The 23,329-nt window shown below is 69.8% G+C and carries 24 protein-coding genes, 1 pseudogene and 1 riboswitch; of the genes and pseudogenes, 17 read left to right on the forward strand and 8 right to left on the reverse strand.

The features are described 5' to 3' along the window. Positions 1–8 precede the first annotated feature (8 nt). Genes ABI214_RS18935 through ABI214_RS18945 form a run of 3 tightly spaced genes read right to left on the reverse strand, consistent with a single transcriptional unit; the run spans position 9 to position 1,843 of the window. A complete protein-coding gene (locus tag ABI214_RS18935) occupies positions 9–788 on the reverse strand; it encodes a class I SAM-dependent methyltransferase (protein ID WP_348604050.1) in 780 nt (259 codons plus the stop codon). A gap of 5 nt (positions 789–793) precedes the next feature. After that, positions 794–1,294: a DUF2505 domain-containing protein gene (locus ABI214_RS18940; protein WP_348604051.1), complete on the reverse strand. Its 501-nt coding sequence runs from the start codon at positions 1,292–1,294 to the stop codon at positions 794–796. Positions 1,295–1,342: 48 nt separating this feature from the next. Then, entirely contained in the window at positions 1,343–1,843 is a 501-nt protein-coding gene (locus ABI214_RS18945; RefSeq protein ID WP_348604052.1) for a DUF2505 domain-containing protein, read from the reverse strand. Between the two features lie 23 nt (positions 1,844–1,866). Between ABI214_RS18945 and ABI214_RS18950 the strand changes: the two genes are divergently transcribed. The 8 genes and pseudogenes from ABI214_RS18950 to ABI214_RS18985 all read left to right on the forward strand — a co-directional run bounded on the left by ABI214_RS18950 (position 1,867) and on the right by ABI214_RS18985 (position 7,737). Then, positions 1,867–2,961: a UDP-N-acetylmuramate dehydrogenase gene (locus ABI214_RS18950; protein WP_348604053.1), complete on the forward strand. Its 1,095-nt coding sequence runs from the start codon at positions 1,867–1,869 to the stop codon at positions 2,959–2,961. 82 nt (positions 2,962–3,043) lie between these two features. Continuing rightward, complete coding sequence (locus ABI214_RS18955) at positions 3,044–4,231, forward strand: L,D-transpeptidase (protein ID WP_408587145.1); 1,188 nt, start codon at positions 3,044–3,046, stop codon at positions 4,229–4,231. 75 nt (positions 4,232–4,306) lie between these two features. Next, positions 4,307–4,783 (forward strand): annotated as a pseudogene (locus ABI214_RS18960) (alpha/beta fold hydrolase); the annotation flags it as partial. A 209-nt stretch (positions 4,784–4,992) separates the two neighbouring features. Continuing rightward, positions 4,993–5,751, forward strand: a complete 759-nt coding sequence (locus tag ABI214_RS18965) for an ESX secretion-associated protein EspG (RefSeq protein ID WP_348604054.1) — start codon at positions 4,993–4,995, stop codon at positions 5,749–5,751. Between the two features lie 78 nt (positions 5,752–5,829). Next, complete coding sequence (locus tag ABI214_RS18970; RefSeq protein WP_348604055.1) at positions 5,830–6,357, forward strand: YbaB/EbfC family nucleoid-associated protein; 528 nt, start codon at positions 5,830–5,832, stop codon at positions 6,355–6,357. After that, on the forward strand, positions 6,350–6,664 hold the full coding sequence (locus tag ABI214_RS18975; RefSeq protein WP_348604056.1) for a WXG100 family type VII secretion target: 315 nt from the start codon (positions 6,350–6,352) through the stop codon (positions 6,662–6,664). Before ABI214_RS18970 ends, ABI214_RS18975 begins: the two co-directional genes overlap by 8 nt. Then, positions 6,664–7,560: a hypothetical protein gene (locus tag ABI214_RS18980; RefSeq protein WP_348604057.1), complete on the forward strand. Its 897-nt coding sequence runs from the start codon at positions 6,664–6,666 to the stop codon at positions 7,558–7,560. Before ABI214_RS18975 ends, ABI214_RS18980 begins: the two co-directional genes overlap by 1 nt. A 12-nt stretch (positions 7,561–7,572) precedes the next feature. Then, positions 7,573–7,737: a hypothetical protein gene (locus tag ABI214_RS18985; RefSeq protein WP_348604058.1), complete on the forward strand. Its 165-nt coding sequence runs from the start codon at positions 7,573–7,575 to the stop codon at positions 7,735–7,737. Between the two features lie 10 nt (positions 7,738–7,747). On the opposite strand, the gene ABI214_RS18990 is transcribed toward ABI214_RS18985, so the two are convergent. Further along, entirely contained in the window at positions 7,748–8,800 is a 1,053-nt protein-coding gene (locus ABI214_RS18990; protein WP_348604059.1) for a DUF2804 domain-containing protein, read from the reverse strand. Between the two features lie 87 nt (positions 8,801–8,887). Next, positions 8,888–9,057, forward strand: a riboswitch (M-box (ykoK) riboswitch). A 298-nt stretch (positions 9,058–9,355) separates the two neighbouring features. On the opposite strand from ABI214_RS18990, the gene ABI214_RS18995 reads away from it, so the two are divergent. From ABI214_RS18995 to ABI214_RS19005, 3 genes are all read left to right on the forward strand, one after another. Next, the gene (locus tag ABI214_RS18995; protein WP_348604060.1) at positions 9,356–9,493 is read left to right on the forward strand and encodes a hypothetical protein; all 138 of its coding nucleotides are present in this window, start codon (positions 9,356–9,358) and stop codon (positions 9,491–9,493) included. 95 nt (positions 9,494–9,588) lie between these two features. Continuing rightward, positions 9,589–12,288 (forward strand): magnesium-translocating P-type ATPase, encoded by a 2,700-nt coding sequence (gene mgtA, locus ABI214_RS19000; RefSeq protein ID WP_348604061.1) that lies wholly within the window; start codon positions 9,589–9,591, stop codon positions 12,286–12,288. A gap of 22 nt (positions 12,289–12,310) precedes the next feature. Continuing rightward, a complete protein-coding gene (locus ABI214_RS19005; protein ID WP_408587140.1) occupies positions 12,311–13,861 on the forward strand; it encodes an LCP family protein in 1,551 nt (516 codons plus the stop codon). A gap of 28 nt (positions 13,862–13,889) precedes the next feature. Here the strand turns inward: ABI214_RS19005 and ABI214_RS19010 are convergent, their stop codons facing one another. Then, complete coding sequence (locus tag ABI214_RS19010; protein WP_348604063.1) at positions 13,890–14,642, reverse strand: SDR family oxidoreductase; 753 nt, start codon at positions 14,640–14,642, stop codon at positions 13,890–13,892. Between the two features lie 325 nt (positions 14,643–14,967). On the opposite strand from ABI214_RS19010, the gene ABI214_RS19015 reads away from it, so the two are divergent. Then, entirely contained in the window at positions 14,968–16,257 is a 1,290-nt protein-coding gene (locus tag ABI214_RS19015; protein WP_348604064.1) for an ROK family protein, read from the forward strand. 32 nt (positions 16,258–16,289) lie between these two features. Here ABI214_RS19015 and ABI214_RS19020 read toward each other — a convergent pair whose 3' ends face one another. Both ABI214_RS19020 and ABI214_RS19025 read right to left on the reverse strand, forming a co-directional pair. Next, complete coding sequence (locus ABI214_RS19020) at positions 16,290–17,309, reverse strand: tocopherol cyclase family protein (RefSeq protein WP_348604065.1); 1,020 nt, start codon at positions 17,307–17,309, stop codon at positions 16,290–16,292. Positions 17,310–17,356: 47 nt separating this feature from the next. Further along, positions 17,357–18,130, reverse strand: coding sequence for a PIG-L family deacetylase (locus ABI214_RS19025; RefSeq protein WP_348604066.1), 774 nt, complete (start codon positions 18,128–18,130; stop codon positions 17,357–17,359). A 119-nt stretch (positions 18,131–18,249) separates the two neighbouring features. On the opposite strand from ABI214_RS19025, the gene ABI214_RS19030 reads away from it, so the two are divergent. The 5 genes from ABI214_RS19030 to ABI214_RS19050 all read left to right on the forward strand — a co-directional run bounded on the left by ABI214_RS19030 (position 18,250) and on the right by ABI214_RS19050 (position 23,008). Then, positions 18,250–19,437 carry an MFS transporter gene (locus ABI214_RS19030; protein WP_348604067.1) on the forward strand — a complete coding sequence of 396 codons (1,188 nt, stop codon included), beginning with the start codon at positions 18,250–18,252 and terminating at the stop codon, positions 19,435–19,437. Positions 19,438–19,459: 22 nt separating this feature from the next. Further along, the gene (locus ABI214_RS19035) at positions 19,460–20,341 is read left to right on the forward strand and encodes an alpha/beta fold hydrolase (protein ID WP_348604068.1); all 882 of its coding nucleotides are present in this window, start codon (positions 19,460–19,462) and stop codon (positions 20,339–20,341) included. A gap of 25 nt (positions 20,342–20,366) precedes the next feature. Further along, positions 20,367–21,707, forward strand: coding sequence for a D-inositol-3-phosphate glycosyltransferase (gene mshA / locus ABI214_RS19040; protein WP_348604069.1), 1,341 nt, complete (start codon positions 20,367–20,369; stop codon positions 21,705–21,707). Continuing rightward, the gene (locus ABI214_RS19045) at positions 21,704–22,258 is read left to right on the forward strand and encodes a YbjN domain-containing protein (RefSeq protein WP_348604070.1); all 555 of its coding nucleotides are present in this window, start codon (positions 21,704–21,706) and stop codon (positions 22,256–22,258) included. Before mshA ends, ABI214_RS19045 begins: the two co-directional genes overlap by 4 nt. Before the next feature lie 420 nt (positions 22,259–22,678). Next, complete coding sequence (locus ABI214_RS19050; protein WP_348604071.1) at positions 22,679–23,008, forward strand: transglycosylase family protein; 330 nt, start codon at positions 22,679–22,681, stop codon at positions 23,006–23,008. A 176-nt stretch (positions 23,009–23,184) separates the two neighbouring features. Here ABI214_RS19050 and ABI214_RS19055 read toward each other — a convergent pair whose 3' ends face one another. Beyond that, positions 23,185–23,328 (reverse strand): hypothetical protein, encoded by a 144-nt coding sequence (locus tag ABI214_RS19055; RefSeq protein ID WP_348604072.1) that lies wholly within the window; start codon positions 23,326–23,328, stop codon positions 23,185–23,187. Position 23,329 lies beyond the last annotated feature (1 nt).

The following is a 23,329-nucleotide window of genomic DNA, read 5'->3' on the forward strand; positions in this document are numbered from 1 at the left end:
CGGCCCGGCTAGCGCCCGGGCTCGACGTAACTCCACGGCACCGTCAGGACACAGTCCCGGATCCGGCGTCGCTGCGACGCGACCGGTACGCCCTGTTCGGCGAGTTGGCGCAGCGCCTCCCGCCAGCGGATCCGCGGGCCGAACGGTGCCAGTCCCGCGGACGTCGCCCACGCGCGATCGGCGGTCAGCAGTAGATCGTGGATGCGCTCGCCCGGCACGTTCCGATGGATGAGTGCCTTGGGTAGCCGCTCGGCGATGTCGCTGGGCCGGTCTGCGGCGAACGGATCCCACGCGAGGGTCAGCGAACGCGGGCCGTCGCGATCGAGCAGCACCCACGCGCACCGGCGGCCCAGTTCGTCGCACGTGCCGTCGACGATCAGACCGCCCGGAGCGAGCCCGCCGCGTAGCCGTCCCCACGCGTGGTCGACGGCGTCTTCCGGATACTGCCGCAGCACGTTGAACGCGCGGATCAGGGTGGGTCGCAGACCGGCGAGTTCGAAGCCGCCGCGCGCGAAGCTGACGCCGTCGCGGCCCTCCACCACCCGGTCCGGATCGATCTCGAGCCCGACGACGCGGACGTCGCGGCGGACCGTGCGGAGGCGGGACGCCAGCTCGTACGTCGTCACCGGCATCGCGCCGTAACCGAGATCGACGATCAGCGGGTCGGGCGCGTCACGCAGCGTGCGCGCCACCACCGGGCTGTGGACGAGCCAGCGGTCGCTGCGGCGCAGCCGATTGATACCTGTGGTTCCGCGGGTGATGACGCCGACGGGTTTGCCCTCACGCACGCCGGTTACTGCTGCGCGAGCCAGGCAGCGGTGACCTCGGCCTCGGTCCGGAACAGGTCGACCAGATTCACCAGCATCAGCTGCTCGAGCTTGCCGCCGACGAAGGGGAGGTACACCTTCGCCTCCGACGACGTGCGCAGCGTGCTCCCGGTGTCGGTGGTGAACAACTCGATCGTTCCGGTGAGACTGCCCGGCCCCGCCGGGATCGACGCCTCGTAGGTGCCCGTCACCGGTTCCCCGAACGGGGTGTACTTCTCCCTGCGGGTGATGATCAGGTCCTTCTTCAGCACGGTCTGCGCGATCTCCGGCAGGTCCTTGCGCGGCAGCACGTGGTGCAGCACCAGGTGGATCCCGTCGTCGGTGACCTCGAGGGTGTCGACGTGGTTCTCGGAGTACTTGCGCATCTCCTCCATCCGCGCCTCCCAGTAGTCCCGGTCGCTGAGCGCGGCGTACACCTTTTCGGCAGGATGTTCGAACCTGGCGGAATAGTCGATGCGACGGGCCATGACCGGCAGATTACCGGTCGATGGCCCGCCCGTCGGCGAAAGCGGCGACTACTTCGCTGCCGTCCACTGGCCGGTGAAGTCTTCCTCGGCGTCCAGCAGCTCGAGGACCTGCCCGGCGATGACGGCCTCGACCTTGCTGCCGATCAGCGGCAGCTTGACCTCCACCTCGCCCTCCATGACCAGGAGCGATCCGTCGCCCTTGGCGGTCAGGGTCATCGTGCCGCGCAGCTGCCCGGGGGCGCCCTCGACCTCCGCGGAGAACGTGCCCTCGGCGCGGTCGCCCTGTAGCGCACCCCACGATTCGGTGCGCTTGATGATCAGGTCACCCGGGCGGATCTTGGTGACCACGGCCGGCAGGTGCTCGGCGGGGACGGCCTGCGTCATCGCGACGTCGATCGTGCCGTCGCCGAGGGCCACGTCGTCGAGCTTCGCGCTGGGTCCGCCGACCTCCTGCAGGCGGGCATGCCAGTAGCGCTCGTCGGTGAGCGCGGCGTGCAGCGTCGCAACCGAGTGGGGGTATTGCGCGGAATGCTCGATGTGTCGGGCCATGGACGGCACGCTACCGTTTGCACGTGTTGGATCCACTCATCCGGGGGCGCCTCGAGCAGGCCGGTGCGCAGTTGTCCGAGCAGGTGCCGCTGGCGACCCTGACGACCCTGCGGCTCGGCGGCCCCGCCGCGGTACTGGCCGAATGCTCCTCGACTGCGACCCTGGTCGACGTCGTCCGCCTCCTCGACGACGCCGGTGTGCCGACGCTGATCCTCGGCGGCGGATCCAACCTGGTGATCTCCGACGACGGCTTCGCCGGCGTGGTCGTCCGCGTCGCCGACGCCGGCGTCGAACTCGGTGAGGACACCGTGCTGGCGCAGGCCGGGGCGGTGTGGGACGACGTCGTCGCCAAGACCGTCGCGGCCGGCCTCGGCGGCCTCGAGTGTCTGTCCGGGATTCCCGGCTCGACCGGCGCGACGCCGGTGCAGAACGTCGGCGCGTACGGCGTCGAGGTGGGTTCGCTGCTGCGTCGGGTGCAGTTGCTCGACCGCACCACCGGCGACGTGCGCTGGGTCGAGCCGTCGGCGTTGGGCCTCGGGTACCGCACCAGTGTCCTCAAGCACCGCAGCGATGCGCTGGTGCTGGCCGTGGAGATGACGGTGCGGCCCGACGGGTCCAGCGCGCCGCTCGCGTACCGCGAGCTCGCGGCGGCGCTGGGGGCGCAGGAGGGCGACCGTCGGCCCACCGGGGAGGTGCGCGACACGGTGCTCGGGCTGCGCCGCAGCAAGGGCATGGTGCTCGACGCCGACGACCACGACACGTGGAGCGCGGGCTCGTTCTTCACCAATCCGGTCGTCGCGGACGTGGACCTGCCCATGATCCTCGACACGATCCGGGCGAGGGTCGGTGCGGACGTGCGGATTCCGCAGTTCCCGGGCGAGGCGGGCACCAAGCTGTCGGCGGGCTGGCTCATCGAGCGCGCCGGATTCGGCAAGGGATACCCGGGTGACGACTCGCGGGTCCGCTTGTCCACCAAGCACACTCTCGCGCTCACGAACCGCGGGCAGGCGAGGACGCGCGACCTCGTCGACCTCGCTCGCGCCGTCCGGGACGGCGTCGAGGCGGCGTTCGGGGTGCGGCTCGAACCCGAGCCCGTGGCTGTCGGCTGTGTGATCTGAGCGGTCCGATCGTGCCCTGATCGTTCCCCGATCGTCGCTGTGTGACGAAAGCCACTGTCGCACTGCGAGTACCGTGGTTTCCGTGCGTGAACAGGGGATTCGGGTAAAACGGACGCGGCTACTGATGGTGGTGGCCGCGCTGCTGGGGATCACCCTGCTGGCGGGGTGCACTATCGCGACCGGAGGTGCCGGCGACGGCAAGGCCGTCGCCGCGGAGCCCGTCGCGCAGGTGATCCAGACGCCGGGCCCCGGTGCGGTACACGTCAACCCGGTCGAACCGATCTCGGTGCGAGTGAGCCAGGGCACACTCGAGAACGTCGCGCTGACCAACGCCTCAGGCAAACCGGTCCAGGGCGCGCTGAGCCCGGACCGGACGTCGTTCACCGTCACCGAACCGCTCGGCTACGACGCGAAGTACACGTGGTCGGGCAGCGCCATCGGCACCGACGGCAAGACCGTCCCGATTGCCGGCACGTTCTCCACTGTGAACCCCGACACGAAGACGTCGGTGCGCACGAACATCGCCGACGGCCAGGTCGTCGGTATCGGGGCTCCGATCATCCTGCAATTCGACGGCCCGATCGCCGACAAGGCTGCCGTGGAGAAGGCCCTGAAGATCACGACCAATCCGCCGACGCCCGGCGCGTGGGCATGGCTGCCCGACGACAACGGTGCTCGCGCGCACTGGCGGCCCCAGAACTACTGGGCGCCCGGCACGACCGTCGATGTCGAGGCCAAGCTGTACGGTGTCGACTTCGGCGGCGGCGCGTACGGCGCGAGCGACGTCTCGCTGAACTTCACGATCGGCCGCAGCCAGATCGTCAAGGCCAACGCGCCCAGCCACCGCATGCAGGTCGTCCGCGACGGCGCCACGATCATGGACATCCCCGTCAGCTACGGCGAGGGCAACGAGAACCGCAACGTCACCCGCAGCGGCATCCACGTCGTGTCCGAGAAGCACGAGGACTTCCTGATGTCGAACCCGCCGTTCTACGAGAACGTGCGCGAGCGGTGGGCGGTCCGCATCTCCAACAACGGCGAGTTCATCCATGCCAATCCCTTGACGGTCGGGGTGCAGGGCGCGTCGAACGTGACGAACGGGTGTATCAACCTGTCGCTGTCGGACGCCGAGGAGTACTTCGGCACCGCGATCTACGGCGACCCGGTGGAGGTCACCGGCACCCGTATCGACCTGTCCGCCGCGGACGGCGACATCTACGACTGGGCCATCGACTGGCCGACGTGGCTGTCGATGTCGGCGCTTGCGTGAGTCCTGGGTAGGGCACAGCTGAGTCTCGACTCGGCAGAACCGGCCTGACCGGTTTCGGTCGCGGCCGAACTCCGTGGCCGCGGTTACGACGTCGTGGTGCCGTCGAACCCGCTGCGGGGGCCGGGCTACGACTCGGCCGCGATCGAGAAGGTCCTCGCGGACATCCCGGGCCCGGTCCTGCTGGTCGGGCACTCGTACGGCGGTGTCGTCATCACCAACACCCATTTCGCCCAACGTGGTCGGCATGGTCTACGTCGCCGCGTTCGCTCCCGACCAAGGGAGCCGGCGATGGCCGCCGACATGAACGCGCACCAGCGCTCGCTGGCCGTGGTCGCGAACCTCGAACCGACCCAGGACCCGTCGTGGAAGGCCCTCCCGACGTGGGCAGTGATCCCCGTCGAGGATCGGGTGATCCTGCCGGCGTCGGAGCGGTTCATGGCGGAGCGGGCGGGCGCGCGGATCACCGACGTCCCGGGCGCCTCGCACGCGGTCCTCGTGTCCCGGCCCGGGGATGTCGCGGGCGTGATCGATCGGGCCGCGTCCGCGCTGTGAGCCTGGGCGCCCATTCTTCGTCCGCCGCGGCGGGATCGGCCCTGCAGTGAGAAGGAATGGGCGCTCAGGCCGATCGCGGCTGCGACGGGAACACCGGTGGAACCGTTCGCCGATTCGGCGCGTCTATTGTCGGTGAGCGATGTCGTGCACTCGGGGAGGAGTGATGGGGATGAAGCGTGCGTTGACGGGGTACACCCGGTGATCGGGCGGTGAGCGGCGCCAGTTGGCGGTTCACTGGACTCGAGTTCGAGGTCCTGTGGACTCGGCTGGGACGTGACCGCCTCCCATACCCGATGCGCTTCCGTCCGGTCGCGGACACCGAGGACGACCTGGACCGGCAGCGTCGGGCGGCGGCCGCATCGTGCCTGCCGCGGATGACCGACTCGCTCGACCGCCATCTCGCGGTTCTCGCCGAACCCGACGTGCGGATCGAGGTGGCCGGATTCGCCGGGACGGAGCACGGCACCAGGATTCGCATGCACGCCGGAATCCGGGGTGCCAGCGGGACACTCGCGCTCCAATTGTCCGGACCTGACGCCGACAGCGGCAGCGACGTGCTCGTGCACGGCATGGATCCGGCGCAGATACCGAACGCGATCGCGGCTGCCCTCCCCGTGGTGCCCGCTGGATCGCGTCCTGCGGTTCGATTCCGTCGCACCGATCTGCAGCCCGGCACCGGGCCTCTGCTCGTCTCCGCCGGTTCCACCCGCATCCGGGACGACGCGATGGGCCTGCTGCGGCGGCCCCGCGCCGGAATCGGCGAGATCACGGCGTTCGCCGGCTCCGCGTATGACAGTCGGCCCACCACCGACGGCATCGGACTGCACTGGCTCGACTTCGACGGCGACGGCCGCTACTGCCTCCGGGAGACGACCGACGTCGTGGTGACCCCCGCATCCGGGCCCCATCTCGCGGTGGAGATCTCGCGGCTCGTCGCCGGGATTCGTGCACGACAGAACGCGTACTGACCCCAAACCGATTCGATGGAACCGAATCCCTCCCGCCCGCGTCTACTCCAGCGAAGGGGACGAACGGGAGGGGGAGTGATGACGGACAACGACATTCGAGAGGAAGCTCGGCAACAACTCCGGCACAGCAACGCCGCGCTGCGTGAGCAGGTGGACACGATGCTCGCGGGCCTGCAAGCGCAGACCGAGGCGCTCGCGGCGGCGCAGGGGGCCGTCGCGAGCGCCACGGCCGAGGCCGAATCGCCGGACGGTCTGGTCCGGGTCACGGTCGACGCGGCGGGAGCGGTCGTGTCGGCGCGGGTGGAGTCGACCGCGTTCACCCGCACCACCCCGGATCGGCTCGCCGAGTCGTTCGGCGCGGCTGCGCGTGCCGCCGCCGCCGATGTGCGTGCGCGGGTCGCCGAACTGATGCGGCCGGTCACCGCGCTGACGGCAGACATTCCCGACCTGCCCGCTCTCGTGCCCGGATCGCCGAGCATCCGCAACCTCGTGCCGACGGTCGCGACTCAGTTCACGCCCGCCGCAACACCTTCGGAGGAATCGGACCGGTCCGACGACCTGCACGACTGGCGGGCGCCGATCATGCGGGAGGCGCACCGTGACTGATTCGATGTGGATCGATGTGGATCAGGTTCGTTCGGCGGCGCCGCTGTTCGACAGCGCGGTCGACGACCTCGTCGACCGGCAGCGTCAGTTGGCGACGGTCCTCGACGCGGAGGGTGCGAGTTGGGGATCCGACTCGACCGGAGCCACGTTTGCGGCACAGTACGTTCCCGGCGTGGACGGCGCCCTCGCCGCGCTGCGGAATCTCACCGATGTCCTGGCCGGTATTGCGGGAGGGCTACGCAGTACCGCAACGGCTTTCGACATGACGGACGACCGATTCTCCCGCACACTCGGTGGCGGCCACTGATGGGTATCGAGATACCGGGTCCACTGCGGACAGTCGCGTCCGTCGTGGTGGGGCAGGACTGGCCCGAGGCCGATGAGACATCGCTGCGTCGGCTGTCGGACGCGTGGGCAGTGACCGCGGTGGACGTCGAGCAGATCGGCGCTGCGGGGAACGACGCGCTGGAAATGGCCCTCGCGGGCGTGGATGGCGCGGTGAACGAGGCGATGCACGCGCACTGGCAGACGGTCGGTGGCGGCGACGGTGTCGTCGAGCAACTCGCCGAGGTGTGCCGACAGCTCGCCGACGCCTGCGAAGCCACGGCGGCCGAGGTGGAACAGGCGAAGCTGATGATCATCGGCTCGCTCGTCACCCTCGCCGCGGAGACCGCGGCGCTTGCGGCGACGGCGGTGGCGACGTTCGGTACCAGTGCCGCCGCGATCCCGGCCGCGGAGTTGGCCACACAGTTCGCGATCCGGCAGATCCTGATGAAGCTGCTGCGCAGTGTCGCCGAGGAGGTCGTCGTCGGTGTCGTCAAGGAGGTCGCGCTCGCGGGCGGTGTCCAGTTGCTGCAGATCGCGGAGGGGAATCGGGCCGGGCTCGACCTCGGCGCGCTGGGGAAGGACGCCCTCGGCGCCGCCGCCGAGGGCGTCGTCGGTGGGCTGATCGGCAAGGGCGGGGCCGGCGGACTGGTCGTCGACGGCATCGGGAACGCCGGAGGTAAGGCCGCGGCTGGGCTGGCCGTGGACCTCGGCGTCGGCGGGATCGGCACGGCGGCCGGCGACGCCGCCAAGGGCGAGGAGGTGACACTGGAGGGCGTGCTGAAGGGGGCGGCCACCGAGGCCGTCGACGGCATGCGCGACAGCGTCCGGCGGCCGGAGCCGAGCGCCCCGCCGTCGAGTTCGCTCAACATGAACTAGGAGTGATTGCGCATGATTCAGGCAGTCCTGCTCACCTGCGTGCCCCTGTTCGTTGCGCTCGTTGGGCACTCGGCGTACCGGGTGCGTCGGGCGAACAAGGAGTATGCGGAGAAACTCGAAGGCGGCCCGGCGTCGACCGTCGATCCCGCGCCCACCCCGACCTTCCGGGAGTGGTGAGCCCGCCGGTTCACCAGCGGTTGCGGACCTCCTCGGCGAACCCGAGGAGGTTTGTGACCGCGACCCGGCTGCCGTCGTCGAGCACCACGTGTCCGGTGAACCGTCCGAACACCTGGTGCTGAAGCGACCGGAGCACCTTGAAATCCACTGCGGCAGAACGATCGAGGATCGGCTCGAATGCCATCTCGAAGCGTCCGTCGTTGCTGCTGAACTTCCACGGCGCCCCGTCGTACGTCCCCTCGGGGAGATGGAACGTCACCTGATCGAGCTTGTGTGCGACGCCGTCGACGAACACCATGTTCTCGCTCGCCGCGGACGTGTCCCCGAACCCGTACCCGATGTTGAAGCCGAACGGTCGACCGTCGACGACGCCCGACGCCGACCCCCAGTACCAGATGTTGTCGTATGTCCACACGCCCCGACCCCAGTCGAACACTCCCACAGCGGATTTCGGATCGAACGTGAAAGTGTCTGTCCCGACGGTGATCTCGCCGGTCGCTCGAAGGCAGTTGATCTTCTGGTTGTAGTAGAACGCCTTGGGGACCTTGGGGAACGGCGTCGCGATCACCATGCGGGCGGGAGCGGTGCCTGCGGAGTGATCCGATGTCGCGGTCGGTGGCTGCGTCAGGTGCAGTTCGCCGCGCAGTCCGCGACCACCGTCGAACCCCGGGTAGTCGACCGTCAGGACGCGGCCATCGGTGACGTGGCGGAACGCGATCCGCATCTTCTCGTGGTCGGCGACGACGTCGCCGCGATCCGCACTGGCCGGCAGGCCCATCCGGCCCATCGGGAACGGCAGCATCACGTTCTCGGTGACCTCGCGGCGGGCCCCGAAATCGAGCCACGAGACGCCCAACAGACCCATGTAGCCGTTGTCCGCGACCGTGAGCGCCAGCCCGTGGTCCGGAGTGAGGACGCAGTAGTAGTCCCACTCCTTCACCCGCCACGACGGCGCCGAGATCGCTGCGCGGTCGTAGCGTCGGACCTCCGCGGTCGCCCACCCGGTCTGGGCCAGTCGTCCGCGCGCGTTCAGGAGTTCTCCCTGGTGCAATCGGTGCTGCATGCCGCGAGGCTACTCGTGGCCACACGCGCGGACATGGACCGACGCGGGATTGACAAGGCTGCTGCGGCCGCGTCATGCTTGCTTGGCAAAGCACCTCGATAGGTGAGGCTCCTACGTGAACACAGGCCACTGATCTGACGACGTCGAGAGACGCCCAAGGTTAGGACAGGTCTCCCCGGATGAAGGGGTGACCCAAAGTGGCTTCCCATACCGGGACACGTCGCGTAGTGCCAAAGCTCTGACGAGAGGGGTGCCCACCCGGATCCGGTCCGGGTGAACTCCCCGTGCGTGGCTCGACGCCCCCGTGCGTCCCGGCTTCGAGGAGGTGAGGAACCCCCGGTGAGTACTGACACCAGTAGTAGCGACAGTCGCTATCCGAGTCCCGCGAACCAACAGTTCCTCAGCCTCGGCCGGATCCTGCCCCGAGTGGCCTGACGTCTCTTCGTCTCGACGCGCAACCGACCAGTTGTCGCGTGTGCGTTCGTGACGACGCGGCGTAGTCTCTCGTGTACGAAATGTCCTGCCCTGGTTGATTTTCCATGCAAGGAGACAGCCATGGCCTTCACTCTGTCGAACGTGCGCAAGTTCTGGGCGCGGCGCAATCTCACCCCGCAGGAGCGGGCGAACCTGCGCGCGTCCTACACGCCGCCGGCCGTCATCGCCGCCTCGCTGGGTGGCGGAATGTTCCGCTGACGACCGGACCGCTTTCCTTCAGGTATTCACCTGTCCCACAAGACGTTCGAACGTGCCTACCGGGTGGTGGGTGCGCTGACCGAAAGACATCACCCATGTCGATGAATGCCGTTTCGGCACCGGCCACGAAGCCGAAGAAGCCAGGCGCCGCTAGGGCCGCCTTCCTCACCGAGGACCAGACCACGAAGCTTGCCCGATCCGCGAGTCTCGCGGTGTCGGGTGTGCTGGCGGACCTGCGGACCACCGCGCAGGGTCTGCGGACCGACCAGATCGAACCTCTCCGTCGTGTCCACGGACTCAACGAGGTTCGGCATGACCGTCCGGCTCCCGTGATCGTCCAGTTCCTGGGCACGTTCAAGAACCCGTTCATCCTGATCCTGGTAGTCATCGGCGCGGTCATGTATCTGACCGACGTGGTTCTCGCCGATCCGCAGGAGGGCGCGGACTACAAGGGCGTCATCACCGTGGCGGTGATGATCACGGTGAGCGTCACCCTGCGATTCTGGCAGGAGTATCGGTCGAGTCAAGCGGCCGAAGCGCTCAAGGCCATGGTCACGACCACCGCCGCCATCACACGGCAGGTAGACGGCAAGTCCGTCACCATCGAGTTGCCGATCGAGGAACTGCTGCCCGGTGACGTCGTCCAACTCGCGGCCGGTGACATGATTCCCGGCGACGTCCGCTTCATCCGGGCAAAGGACCTGCAGGTCAACCAGGCCATGCTGACCGGCGAGTCGATGCCGACCGAGAAGACCGCCGATCCTGTCACGCCGGACTCTGCACACGTCCTCGATATCGAGAATCTCGGTTTCATGGGGACGTCGGTGGTCTCCGGGTCCGGCACGGCGGTCGTCGTCGACACCGGCCGCAGCACCTACTTCGGCGCGATGACCGCCGGGCTCGGGGGTAAGCGTCCCGAGACCAGCTTCGACATCGGAGTCCGCAAGGTCAGCTTCATGCTGATCCGGTTCATGACGATCATGGTGCCGGCCGTCTTCGTCATCAACGGCCTGACCAAGAACTGGACCGAGGCGCTGCTGTTCGGCGTCGCCGTCGCGGTCGGCTTGACCCCGGAGATGTTGCCGCTCGTCGTCACGGCCAACCTGGCGAAGGGTGCCGTGTCGATGTCGCGGCACAAGGTGATCATCAAGCAGCTCAACTCGATCCAGAACTTCGGGGCCATGGACGTGCTGTGCACGGACAAGACCGGCACCCTCACCGAGGATCGGATCGTGCTCGAGGAGCACCTCGACACCGAGGGGCAGGTGAGCGAGCGGACGCTGCGCCTGGCGGCGATGAACTCGCACTTCCAGACCGGACTGCGCAACATGCTCGACAAGGCGGTCATCGCCGCTGCGGGGCCGGAGACGATCGACGACGTCAACCGTGCTCACGGACTGGTCGACGAGATCCCGTTCGACTTCAAGCGCCGCCGTATGTCCGTGGTCGTCGACGCCGCCGATGGCGATCTGATCGTCACCAAGGGCGCTGTCGACGAGGTCCTCGCGGTGTGCACCACCGCGATCGTCGGGGACACCACACGGGACCTCACGCCCGGGCTGCTCGCGGAACTCGACCGACTGGTCGCCGGCTACAACAGCCAGGGCAAGCGGGTGCTCGCGGTCGCGACGCGACGCCTCGCCCACGACCAGGTGGAACGGCACGAGCGGGAGTACTCGACGCAGGACGAGTCCGAGATGACTCTCGTCGGATTCCTCACCTTCCTCGACCCGCCCAAGGAATCCGCGGCACCCGCCATCGCTGCGCTGCGCGGGCACGGCACCGCCGTCAAGGTCATCACCGGCGACAACCCGATCGTCGCGGAAACGGTGTGCGGCAAGGTGGGCATCGACGTGGGCACCGTCGTCACGGGCGCGGAGATCGACGTTCTCGACGACGCAGCACTCGACGAGATCGTCGACGACACAACCGTGTTCGCCAAGGTGAACCCGCTGCAGAAGGCCCGCATCGTCGACGCGCTCAAGCGGCGCGGTCACACCGTCGGCTTCCTCGGCGACGGCGTCAACGATGCGCCCGCGCTACGCAACGCCGACGTCGGCATCTCGGTGGACACGGCGGTGGACATCGCCCGCGAGTCCGCCGACATCATCCTGCTCGAGAAGGACCTCGGGGTCCTCGAAAACGGTGTGATCGAGGGCCGGCGCACGTTCGGCAACATCCTCAAGTACATCAAGATGACCGCGAGTTCGAACTTCGGCAACGTCTTCTCGGTGCTCGTCGCGAGCGCGCTGCTGCCGTTCCTCCCGATGATCCCGGCCGTCGTCCTGGTGCAGAACCTGGTGTACGACCTGTCGATGCTCACGATTCCGTGGGACCGCGTCGACGAGGAGTTCGTCCGGCGGCCGCGGCAGTGGGCGGCGGACAGCATCGCGAAGTTCATGGTCTTCATCGGGCCGATCAGCTCGATCTTCGACATCACGACGTTCGCGCTCATGTGGTTCGTGTTCGGCGCGAACAACCCCGAGCACGCCGCACTGTTCCAGTCGGGCTGGTTCGTCGAGTCGCTGATCTCGCAGACGCTGATCGTCCACATGATCCGCACCCAGCGGATTCCGTTCGTCCAGTCCCGGGCGTCGCTGCCGGTCATGATCACGACCGGTGCGGCCTGCGTCTTCGGCCTGGTCTTCCCGTTCTCGGGCTGGGGGCAGTCGCTCGGGCTGGTGCCACTGCCGTGGACGTACTTCCCGTGGCTGGTGCTGACGTTGGTGACCTACTGCGTCCTCACCCAATGCGTGAAGGTGCTGTTCATCCGCAAGTTCGGCCGGTGGCTGTAGCTCCCAGACTTCTTTCAGGAAGATGGGCTACCGTGGCGCGGTGCAAACGCGCCGAGCATCCACGGCACGGGGTCGCCATCAGGCTCCCCGTCGGCGTCGGTCGCCCGTGTTCGCACGGGCGACCGGCGCTGTGGCGTCCGTGTTGATCCTCACTTCGACGGGTCTCGCGTGGGGTGCCCAGCGGGACTTGATCTCGGGGCTCACCCGATCGGATGCGCTCGACGCGGTGTCCGACGAGAACGGCGCGTCGTCGCATGGCGACTCGAACATCCTGCTGATCGGCCTCGACAGCCGAAAGGACATGGACGGCAACGATCTTCCCGCGGCGTTCGTCACCGACCAGTTGCACGCCGGGGACAGCGACGTCGGCGGCTACAACACCAACACGTTGATCCTGCTGCACGTGCCGGGCGACGGCAGCCGGGCGACCGCGGCGGCGATCCCGCGCGACGACTACGTCGAGGTTCCCGGCTACGGCAAACGCAAGATCAAGGAGGCGTACGGGTTGGCGAAGGCCGACGCCGACTCCGAGCTCGAGGCGCAGGGGGTGACCGATCCGGCGGAGCGCGAGCAGAAGGCCCGTGACGCCGGGCGGCGCTCGACGTTGAAGACCGTGCAGAACCTGCTGCGCGTGCCGATCGACCATTTCGCCGAGGTCAACCTGGTCGGCTTCTACGACATCGCGAAGGTCCTCGGCCCGCTCGAGGTGTGTCTGAACGCGCCGGTCGACGACTCCGAGTACTCGGGGGCGAGCTTCCCGGCCGGCCGGCAGTTCCTCGATCCGTCGCAGGCGCTCTCGTTCGTGCGGCAGCGACACGGTCTCGACAACGGCGACCTCGACCGCACCCACCGGCAGCAGGCGTTCCTCAGTGCCGTCATCCGGAACCTGAAGTCGACCGGGGTGTTCGGCAACCTGACCAAGATGCGGGGGCTGGCGGACGCCGTCAAGAACGATATCGTCATCGACTCCCGTTTCGACCCTGTCGATTTCGCGCTGCACTCGCGCAACCTGACCGACGGCAGCGTGGACTTCTACACGTTGCCGATCGAGGGGTACGACACGGTCAACGGACAGGACGTGAACGTCGTCGACGCGAACCGGCTCCGCGGAGAGGTCGCTCGATTGTTCAGCGGGTCGCAGGCGTCGGCGAGCGCCGCACCGACGACGTCCGCGGCGCCGACTCCCGACCCGCGGATCACCGTCGATGTTCTCAACGGCACCAGCCACAACGGACTCGCCGCGGCCGTCGCCACCGCGCTCCAACTGCGCGGGTACACAGCGGGTTCCACGGCCACCGCGAGTAGCACGGCGACCACGACGATCGCCTACGGCACCGGCGCGGAGGCCGTCGCGCAGAGCCTGGCCGACGAACTCGGGGCCGAGACCGAGTCCGACACGTCGGTTGCGGCCGACCACGTCCGCATCGTGATCGGACGCGACCTCGCCGACGATCTGATGACGCTCCTCGACACACCCGCCCCGAGCGCGGCCGCAGCCGTCATCCCGACGTCCGGTGCGCAGGGGGCGCCCATCGCCGCCGACACCTCCGGCGGCATCCCGTGCGTCGACTGATCGAGCGGCCGGTTTACCCGGACCGCTGTCAGGACTGCGCGGTGCGGTGGAATCGTCCGCTGTCGGCCTGATCGCGCGGCTTGACGATGATCTGGTCCAGGTTCACGTGCGGCGGGCGGGACGCGACGAAGCCGACGATCTCGGCGATGTCCTGCGCGACCAGGGGCGTGATGCCCTCGTACACCTTGGCAGCGCGCTCCTCGTCGCCCCCGAAGCGCACCAGCGAGAACTCGGTCTCCACCGCGCCCGGGGCGATCTCGGTGAGCCGGACCGGCTTGCCGAGGAGTTCGCCGCGCAGCGTGCGGTGCAGCACCGCCTGCGCGTGCTTCGCGGACGTGTAGCCCGAGCCGTTGTCGTACGCGGTGAACGCCGCCACCGACGTGACCGTGACGATCAGCCCGTCGCCGGACTCGATGAGCTTGGGCAGCAGCGCCTTCGTCATCCGCAGGGTGCCGAGGACGTTGGTCTCCCACATCCACCGCCAGTCGTCGAGGTCCGCCTCCAGGACCGGGGCGAGACCCTTGGCGCCGCCGGCGTTGTTGACGAGCACGTCGACGCGGGGGAGGACCGCGCAGAAGGCGTCCACCGAATCCTCGTCCGTCACGTCGAGTTCGAGTGCCGTGCCCCCGATCTCCGCGGCGATCTCCTCGAGGCGGTCGAGTCGGCGGGCGCCGAGGACGACGTGGAATCCCTGCGCGGCGAGGGTGCGGGCGGTGGCTTCCCCGATGCCGGAGCTGGCTCCGGTGACGACGGCGACGCGGGTGTCCGGTGACAGGCTCATGGCCCGATCGTAGTGCCGACACGGCCGTCGGACCGGGCACGGGCTCGGTGGACGGGGCCCGCGGATGCTAGCTTGATCGACATGTCATCCGGCGCCACCTCCGCCCCGCGGGTCACCTATGTGACCGCCGCGTTGGGTTCCCGGCTGCCGCATCCGCGGGAACTCTGTTGTCCCTGCCGCATCTCTCGCCGCTGATTCTGCGCTGCTCACACCCCGTTTCTCGCTGATCGCCCGACCTCCGCGTCGGAGCTGATCGCCCGTCGGCAGCGCGTCCCCCGACCGCGTCGACAGCCGTCCCCGAGCGGGACGAGGCAAGGACCACCGCATGCTCACCGCAGCACCCCACGCACCCCGAACGAGATCCGTGACCACCCGACCCGCCACCGCGAGACCCGTGCGTCCCGCCGTCCGTCCGCGGATCGTCCCGCCCACCCTGGGCATCGCCGACGGCCCGTCCGCGGCGGTGTTCCGGGCGGCCGCCGCGAGCGGACCCCTCTACCGCGACGACGCCACCCGGGCGTCCGGTGCGAGCATCGCGACCGTCAACCGGCACGTGTCGGCGATGCTGTCCGCCGGACTGCTGCGCGAACGCCCCGACCTCGCCGTCTCCGGGGCGATCGGTCGTCCCCGCATCCCGTTCGAGGTCGATCACGAACAGCACCTCACCGTCGGCATCCATGTCGGAGCGATCGTCACCAGTGTGATCGCCTCCGACCTGCGCGGACGGATCCTCGGCGCGGTGGAGATCCCGACCCCGCGCGGCGCGCCGGACGCCGCGCTCGCGACGATCACGGCCAGCGCCCGCGGCTTCGCGGCCCGCTGGCACCGTCGGCGCCCCCTGTGGGTGGGTGTTGCGCTCGGCGGCCGGGTCGACCCCGACACCGGTGTGGTCGACCACGCGCGCCTCGGCTGGACCGCGGCGCGGGTCGGTGACGTCGTCGGCGCCGGGTTCGGGCTGCCGGTGTCGGTGGCGGCGCACGTCGAGGCGATGGCCGCGTCCGAACTGCTGCTCACCCCGCAGCGCGCCGAGAACACCGAGGCGCGCGGCAGTGGTCTGTACTTCTATGCGCGTGAAACCGTCGGTCTCGCACTGACACTCGACGGGAAGGTGCACACGCCCGCGGCCGGACCCGGTTCCGTCGCGCACCTGCCCACCGATTCGACCGTGCTGTGCGATTGCGGTGCCACCGGGTGCCTCGAGGCCGCGGTGAGCGACCGGGGCGTGCTGCGCGCGGCGCAGCGGGCCGGGGTGCTGCCGGCGGGCGACGACCTCCCGCCGATCGCCGCGCTGTACCGGGAGGCGCGCGCGGGATCGGTTGCGGCGCACGACATCCTAGCCGAGCGAGCGCGGATCCTGGGGCGGGCCGTGGCGATGCTGCGCGACCTGTTCAACCCCGACCGGGTGACCCTCGGCGGGCAGGCGTTCACCGACTACCCCGAGGCCGTGCCGCACGTGGGACAGGCGTTGTCGAAGGCGTCCCGGGCGGGGAGCTCCGACGTGCGCATCACGGGCTTCGGCAACCGGGTCCAGGAGCACGCGGCCGCCGTCGTCTCGCTCAGTTCGCTGTACTCGAATCCGTTGGTGGCCATGCGGAAGGCGACTGTGCGGGTGTGACAGCGCCCAGGCAGGGCGGTCGGCGCGGGCGGTCAGTCCTGCCCGCCCCCTCCGCCCGCTTCCCGCCGTCGGAGTTCGTCGTGTGCCCGTGGGATCCCGCCCCACTCGAGCCCGGCCAGCCGGGATTCACCGGAAAACACGCAGCGACCGTTGCGGCGCACCGCGACGCGCAGTCTCCCCGCGAGGTGGTGCAACGCGCCGGGGACGTTCCGGCGCTGTGCCGGCAGCGGCACCGGCAGGACGCACGCGCCGGACAGCGGGGCGTGCCCCTCGATCTCGACGGACCACCGTCGGCTACCGCCCCTGAGTAGCCAGGCCCCGTCGGCCACCCGCGCGCGGATCGGGGCGGTGATCGGGTTGGCCAGCCGCAGCACGGCACCGTCCGGCAGCGCCACCACCACCGAGGTGACCTCGGTCCGCAGTGGCCCCGCCGTGACATCGCCGCCGGCGAACGCGACGCACACCCGGGGGTCGTCGAAGCCCTGCGCCTGACCCCACCACCACGAGTCCGGGAAACCTTCCTTGCCCCAGTTCTTCTCGCCGTACACCTGGGCGCCGTCGAGGTCCCACCGCTCGCTGTCCACGTCCGCCCACCCGACGGCACGACCGCCCAGCAGCCACGGGTGCCAGTACTGGTTGAGCGCGGGCACGACGTGGAAGAGGCCGGACCCGCCCAGGCTGCGCCGCGGCCACGGCACCGGATCGGTGATGCGGACGTCCAGCCGCGCAGCTGGACCCAGGTCGACGCGCAGCCGGTCCGCGGTGCCGTGAAAAGCGTTGCCCGCGAACGCGCCGAGCCGGTCGGGGTCGGCGCCCGCCACCGGATGCGCTGTCGTGCGCAGGAATCCACCGGGATGGGCGGCCAGCCCCAGAGTGGCCCAGCGGCCGTCGTCGGCGCGGTTGATGCCCGCGAGCGCGATCAGCACGCGGCCGGTGTCGCGCTGCGTGAACCGCCAGAAGTACCCCTCCATCGCGACGTCGTGCGCCGCGAGCGGATCGCCGAACGGCGGGTCGGCGCCGCTCCGCCGGTAGCGCGCGAGAAGGCCGGGCATGCCGCGATGCTAAGCCCGGGCCCGGCGAATCCGCAGGCAGTTGGCGGTTACAGGGGGAGCGCGCTCTCGGTCAGTCCGTCCGAGGCGCCGCGGCGGCGGAACCACTCCAGACCGAATGCCGCCTGCAACATCTCCTCGGGCATCTGTAGGAACGGGCCGAAGTCGCCGATCTGCGTCTCGTGCGCGAACATCGCGGCCCGCTTGGCGGGGATTGCGGCGCTGACGTCGATGACGGTCGTGATCTCCGCGTCCGACAGCCCGATCGAGTCGAGGTCCGGTGGCGCTGCGTCCTCCGACCAGTCGGGGTTGGCCTGCATCAGGCGTCGGATGTGGTCGCGGCTGAGCGCGGCCTCGTACACGTGCGGGGTGCCGGCCAGTTCCGCCGCCCGCACCCCTACGTGGTGGACCTGCACGTGATCGGGGTGCCCGTAGCCGCCGTTGGGGTCGTAGATGGTCAGGACGTCCGCGGACTCCTCGACGAGGACCGCCGCGAGACGCGCCGCGGCCTCCTCGACGTCGGCGTTGCAGAACGCGTCCGGATTCGCGTTGTCCGGCGTCCCCGCCATGCCCGAATCGGCGTAGTGGAGCATCACCACGCGGTGGGCACCCAGCACGCTCGTCGACGCCTCGAGTTCGCGCCGACGGCGGTGCGCGAGGGTCTCGCCGTCGACGAGCAGACCGTCGGGCACCTCGCCCAGTGCGCCATCCGTCGCGGTGACCACGACGACGCGATGGCCCGCGTCGGCCGCCTGACGCATCACCCCGCCCGTCACGAACACCTCGTCGTCGGGGTGGGCGTGGAAACAGACCAGAACGCTCATACGGTGAATGGTTACACGCGGACACCACCGTCGGGCAAGGGTGCGAAACTGTTCGCACATCTGACCACCGGAGGACGGCACCCGCGCCTCTTCGAGGACGCGTGAGGAGTCGACCGGCGATGATCGGTACCTACCGGGAGATCTTCTCCGCCCGCGGTGCCGCGGCCTTCTCCGCGGCGGGGTTCGTCGCGCGTCTGCCCATCGCGATGGTCGGCATCGGGATCGTGACGATGCTGTCGCAGCTGCGCGGCGACTACGGGGTGGCCGGCGCGCTGTCGGCGGTGTTCGCTCTCGCCTACGCCGCGATCACCCCGCTCGTCTCGCGGGCCGTCGACCGCTACGGGCAGCGCCGGGTGCTGCCGGCGGCGGCGGGGGTCAGCGCGTGCGCGCTGGCCGCGCTGCTGCTGTGCGTGCGGCTCGGCGCCCCCGATGTCGTGCTGTTCCTGCTCGCGATCCCGGCCGGGTGCATGCCGACCATCGGGGCCATGGTCCGCGCTCGCTGGACCGTGCTGTACCGCGGACAGCCGCAGCTGCGCACGGCGTTCGCGTTCGAGTCCGTGCTCGACGAGGTGTGCTTCATCGCGGGGCCGGTGATCTCGGTGGGCCTGTCGGTGTCGGTGTTCCCGGAGGCCGGTCCGTTGCTGGCGCTGATCTTCCTGTTGATCGGCACCTTCGCGCTGGTCGCACAGCGCGACACCGAACCCGCGGCGCTCGCCCACACCGAGGACTCGGGCGGATCCGTCGTCCGCACCCCGGCGATGTGGGCGCTGGTCGCGGTGATGCTCGGGATGGGCACGATCTTCGGTGCCGTCGACGTCACGAGCATCGCGTTCGCCACCGAGCGCGGCATCCCGGCCGCCGCGACGATCGCGCTCGCGCTGTTCGCGGGTGCGTCCGCCGTCGCGGGCGTCGTGTTCGGCGCGCTGCGTCCCGGGGCGGCGCTGCGCCGCCAGTTGATGTTCGCGACCGCCGCGGTCGCGGTCCTGCTGTGGCCGCTGCTGGCGGTCGACTCGATCCCCACCCTCACCGGCGCGCTCGCGCTCGCCGGCGTCACCGTCGCGCCGACGATGATCGTCGCGACCACGCTCGTGGAGTCGGTGGTTCCGCACACGAAGCTCACCGAGGGCATCACGTGGACCGTCACCGGACTCGGTGTGGGTGTCGCGGTGGGATCGGCGGTCGCGGGCCAGACGATCGACCACTTCGGCACCGGCGCGGGATTCGCCGTGGCGGTGGCCGCGGGCGTCGCCGCGTTCGTCGTCGCAGGCGGCGCGTACCTCGCATACCGCGCGCGCGGCGCCGAGTAGGGGCTGCCCCTAGGGTGGCCGCATGGCCATTCGCGAAACCGTCAGTGCCGACGGCACCACCCTCGTCTACCGAACGCTCGGCCACGCGCAGGCACGTCCGCTCGTGCTGATCCACGGTTGGGCGCAGTCGTCGCGCTGCTGGGGCGAGGACGTGCTCGCCGACCTGGCCGAGCACCACCGGGTGATCGCCGTCGACCTGCGCGGGCACGGCTACTCGGACGTCCCGGCGTCCGGCTACGACGACTCGGCGAACTGGGCGGCGGACGTCGACGCGGTCCTGACGGCCGAGGGCGTCACGTCCGGAGCGGTCCTGCTGGGCTGGTCCTACGGCGGCCTGGTGATCTGCGATTACCTTGCCGCGCACGGCACTACGGCGGTCGACGGCCTCGTGTTCGTCGGCGCCATCACGAGCATCGGCCGCGGCGAGGCGGGCGGCAGAGTGGGCGCGGCGATGAAGGCCGCGATCCCCGCCGCGATGGCCGAGGACCCGGCGACCGCGATCGGGGCGCTCGGCGGCTTCGGGACCGCGCTCACCGGCCCGATCGACGACGCGTCCGGCAAGGGCGCGTGGTCGCAGGCGCTGTTCGGGGCCAGCCTGTCGACCCCGCCGCGGGTGCGGGCGGCGCTGTTCACCCGTGCCGTCGGCCACGACGACCTGCTGCGCACCCTCGACGTCCCGGCGCTGGTCCTGCACGGCACCGCCGACGCCGTCGTCGACGTCTCCGCAGGTGAGCACGCTGCCGCGCTCATCCCCGGCGTCACCGCGTCGTACTGGGAGGGGTGCGGACACGGGCCGTTCGTCGAGGATCCGCACCGGTTCGTCGGCGAGGTGCGGGCCTTCGTGGCCGGAATCGACGGGGGTGTCCCGGTCGGTGAGAGCGTGTCGGCCGCAATTACCCCCTGACCGAGCGACAGGGCAGTATGGACGCGTGACACCCAAGCACAGCGCGGGACCCCGCCGGGTCGCCGTTCTCTCCGTACACACGTCGCCGCTGGCCCAGCCTGGCACCGGCGACGCGGGCGGAATGAACGTGTACGTGCTGCAGACCGCGCTCCAACTCGCGCGTCGTGGCGTGGAGGTCGACATCTTCACCCGGGCGACGTCGTCGGCCACGCCGGTGGTCCAGGAAGCCGCGCCGGGTGTCCGCGTCCGCAACATCGCCGCCGGCCCGTACGAGGGCCTCGACAAGCACGAATTGCCCACGCAGCTGTGCGCGTTCGCGGCGGGGGTGCTGCGCGAGGAGGTCCGGCACGAGCCGGGCTACTACGACCTCGTGCACTCGCACTACTGGCTGTCGGGTCAGGTCGGCTGGCTCGCCCGGGACCGGTGGGGTGTGCCGCTCGTCCACACCGCGCACACGCTCGCGGCCGTGAAGAATGCGTCCCTCGCCGACGGCGACACCCCCGAGCCGGCGGCGCGGCAGATCGGTGAGCAGCAGGTGGTCGCCGAGGCCGACCGCCTCACCGCCAACACCACCGACGAGGCCGCGCAGCTCACCTCGATCTACGGTGCCTCGCCGAGCAAGATCGACGTCGTCGCCCCGGGCGCGGACCTGGCCCGGTACCGGCCCGGCGACCGGCTCGAGGCGCGTGCCGCGCTGGGGCTGGACCCGTCGGAGACGATCGTGACGTTCGTCGGCCGGATCCAGCCGCTCAAGGCGCCCGACGTCCTGTTGCGGGCGGCGGCCGAGGTCGTCGCGCGGGAACCTGGGCTGGCGCTGCGAGTGCTGGTGGTCGGCGGCCCGTCCGGCACGGGCCTCGAGCGTCCCGACTCGCTGATCGAGCTGGCGGACACGCTCGGCATCCGCACGCGTGTGACGTTCCTGCCGCCCCAGCCGCCGGACCGGCTCGCCGACGTCTACCGGGCGTCCGACCTCGTCGCGGTGCCCAGCTACTCCGAGTCCTTCGGCCTGGTCGCGATCGAGGCGCAGGCGTGTGGAACGCCCGTCATCGCGGCCGACGTCGGTGGGCTGGGAGTGGCGGTCCGTGACGGACAGACCGGTCTGCTGGTGCAGGGGCACCGCACCGACGACTGGGCGTCGGCGCTGCAGTCGCTGGTCACGATGCCGGATCGGCTCGACGAACTGGCCGCCCGGGCGACCCGCCACGCCGAGAACTTCTCCTGGGAGCACACCGCGGACGCGCTGCTCGCCAGCTACCGGGCCGCGAGCGCGAAGTACCAGCGGACGGTGGGGGAGGGCGGCGACTTCTCGCCGCGCAGGTCGCGTGGGCTGTGGAAGCTGCGCCGGACGAGTGGAGTGCGCGCATGAGCGAACCGGATCCGACCCGGAACGGCATCGCGGACGTCATCGACGCGGCGCTGAAGGAGCGCGAACTCGAGTACAGCCGCCGGGGCGAGAACCAGTTCGTCGTCGAGTTGCCTGGTGAGCACAAGCTCGAGACGTCGACGCTGCTCACGGTCGGCAACCACGGTGTGCGTGTCGAGGCGTTCGTGTGCCGCAAGCCCGACGAGAACTTCGAGGGCGTCTACAAGTACCTGCTGCGCCGCAACCGCAGGCTGTACGGCGTGCACTACACGATCGACAAGATCGGCGACATCTATCTGGTCGGGCGGATCTCCGCGCACGCGGTGACCGGGGACGAGCTGGACCGCGTCCTGGGGCAGGTCCTCGAGGCGGCGGACGGCGACTTCAACGTGCTGCTCGAGCTCGGCTTCGCGACCTCCATCAAGCGGGAGTGGGCGTGGCGCCTCTCGCGCGGCGAGTCGCTGACGAATCTGGAGCCGTTCAAGCACCTCGTCGAGGGGCCCGACGAGACTTCCGGCGCCCCGACGTGGGGCCCGCCCGCCGGGTCTCGCTGACGTCGCACGATGCCGTTCCGGCGTTATCCGGCCGAGATTTTGTGACACCCTTCACGCATTTCATGTGATCCGGGTCACATAACGGATATGCAACGACGCGGGTAGTTTCCCGCGATTCACGGTCGCTGATCTGCGACTTTTACCTGCTCATGGCCATTTTCGCGTACGGCCGTCTCAAAAAATCGACCCGTGACCTTTCCGTGATGGGCTCCTACGGTTGTAACCAGCCCGAGACGCAAGACATCGGGAGCAAGACGCGAAAGACACGCAAGCCACCGACCCGCCACCGCTGATCTGCCCCGCGGGATCGGAACCGCAAGACCTATGAGGGGCAGAGACGAGGCCCATCGAGAGCCCGGATCGACCGTCACGTCGTCCGCCGGCCGCCTCGTCGCAGACACGGAGAGGATCCACCCCCCAATGGCAAAGTTCAACGTCAAGCGCACCATCGGTACCGTCGCCGCCACCGCCGCCCTCGTCGCCGCACCGCTCGCGATGAGCGCCGGCACCGCCAACGCCGCGTCCGGCAACTGGGACGCCGTCGCACAGTGCGAGAGCAGCGGCAACTGGGCCGCGAACACCGGCAACGGCTTCTACGGCGGCCTGCAGTTCACCTCCAGCACCTGGAAGGCCTACGGCGGCTCCGGGATGGCCCACGAGAACTCCCGCGCGGAGCAGATCCGCGTCGCCGAGAACGTGCTGGCCGGCCAGGGCCGCGGCGCGTGGCCGGTGTGCGGCAAGTACCTCTGAGCCTGACGGCCGGGCTGGGCTGAGCCCCCGTCGACAGCTGAAGGGACCCTTCGAGCGCCTCGAGCGCATGGAGGGTCCCTTCAGTCGTTCCGGGTGGACCGAATCGACTTGCCTTCTCGCTCTTACGGTGTGGCGACCGGTCGGTCTACCAGAGGACGCCTCGACATGCACCGCTTTCATCCGGCGAGCACTGGGACACCCGTTGCTCGTTCGACGATCACGGCACCACGGACCATGTCCGGGCCTTCCTGGACGAGTTCGGCCCGGTGATCGAACGGTGGGAGTCGCATCACACCGTCGGCCTGTCGTGACGAAGTCACG

Source organism: Prescottella soli (genome assembly GCF_040024445.1).
Taxonomy (GTDB): domain Bacteria; phylum Actinomycetota; class Actinomycetes; order Mycobacteriales; family Mycobacteriaceae; genus Prescottella; species Prescottella soli.

Bases quoted from the DNA above. Each gene is read 5' to 3' on its own strand.
- ABI214_RS18940 (WP_348604051.1), bottom strand. From the start codon at position 1,294: ATGGCCCGTCGCATCGACTATTCCGCCAGGTTCGAACATCCTGCCGAA.
- ABI214_RS18945 (WP_348604052.1), bottom strand. From the start codon at position 1,843: ATGGCCCGACACATCGAGCATTCCGCGCAATACCCCCACTCGGTTGCG.
- ABI214_RS18970 (WP_348604055.1), top strand. From the start codon at position 5,830: ATGACGGACAACGACATTCGAGAGGAAGCTCGGCAACAACTCCGGCAC.
- ABI214_RS18980 (WP_348604057.1), top strand. From the start codon at position 6,664: ATGGGTATCGAGATACCGGGTCCACTGCGGACAGTCGCGTCCGTCGTG.
- ABI214_RS18985 (WP_348604058.1), top strand. From the start codon at position 7,573: ATGATTCAGGCAGTCCTGCTCACCTGCGTGCCCCTGTTCGTTGCGCTC.
- ABI214_RS18990 (WP_348604059.1), bottom strand. From the start codon at position 8,800: ATGCAGCACCGATTGCACCAGGGAGAACTCCTGAACGCGCGCGGACGA.
- ABI214_RS18995 (WP_348604060.1), top strand. From the start codon at position 9,356: ATGGCCTTCACTCTGTCGAACGTGCGCAAGTTCTGGGCGCGGCGCAAT.
- mgtA (WP_348604061.1), top strand. From the start codon at position 9,589: ATGTCGATGAATGCCGTTTCGGCACCGGCCACGAAGCCGAAGAAGCCA.
- ABI214_RS19005 (WP_408587140.1), top strand. From the start codon at position 12,311: ATGGGCTACCGTGGCGCGGTGCAAACGCGCCGAGCATCCACGGCACGG.
- ABI214_RS19010 (WP_348604063.1), bottom strand. From the start codon at position 14,642: ATGAGCCTGTCACCGGACACCCGCGTCGCCGTCGTCACCGGAGCCAGC.
- ABI214_RS19015 (WP_348604064.1), top strand. From the start codon at position 14,968: ATGCTCACCGCAGCACCCCACGCACCCCGAACGAGATCCGTGACCACC.
- ABI214_RS19020 (WP_348604065.1), bottom strand. From the start codon at position 17,309: ATGCCCGGCCTTCTCGCGCGCTACCGGCGGAGCGGCGCCGACCCGCCG.
- ABI214_RS19025 (WP_348604066.1), bottom strand. From the start codon at position 18,130: ATGAGCGTTCTGGTCTGTTTCCACGCCCACCCCGACGACGAGGTGTTC.
- ABI214_RS19030 (WP_348604067.1), top strand. From the start codon at position 18,250: ATGATCGGTACCTACCGGGAGATCTTCTCCGCCCGCGGTGCCGCGGCC.
- ABI214_RS19035 (WP_348604068.1), top strand. From the start codon at position 19,460: ATGGCCATTCGCGAAACCGTCAGTGCCGACGGCACCACCCTCGTCTAC.
- ABI214_RS19045 (WP_348604070.1), top strand. From the start codon at position 21,704: ATGAGCGAACCGGATCCGACCCGGAACGGCATCGCGGACGTCATCGAC.
- ABI214_RS19050 (WP_348604071.1), top strand. From the start codon at position 22,679: ATGGCAAAGTTCAACGTCAAGCGCACCATCGGTACCGTCGCCGCCACC.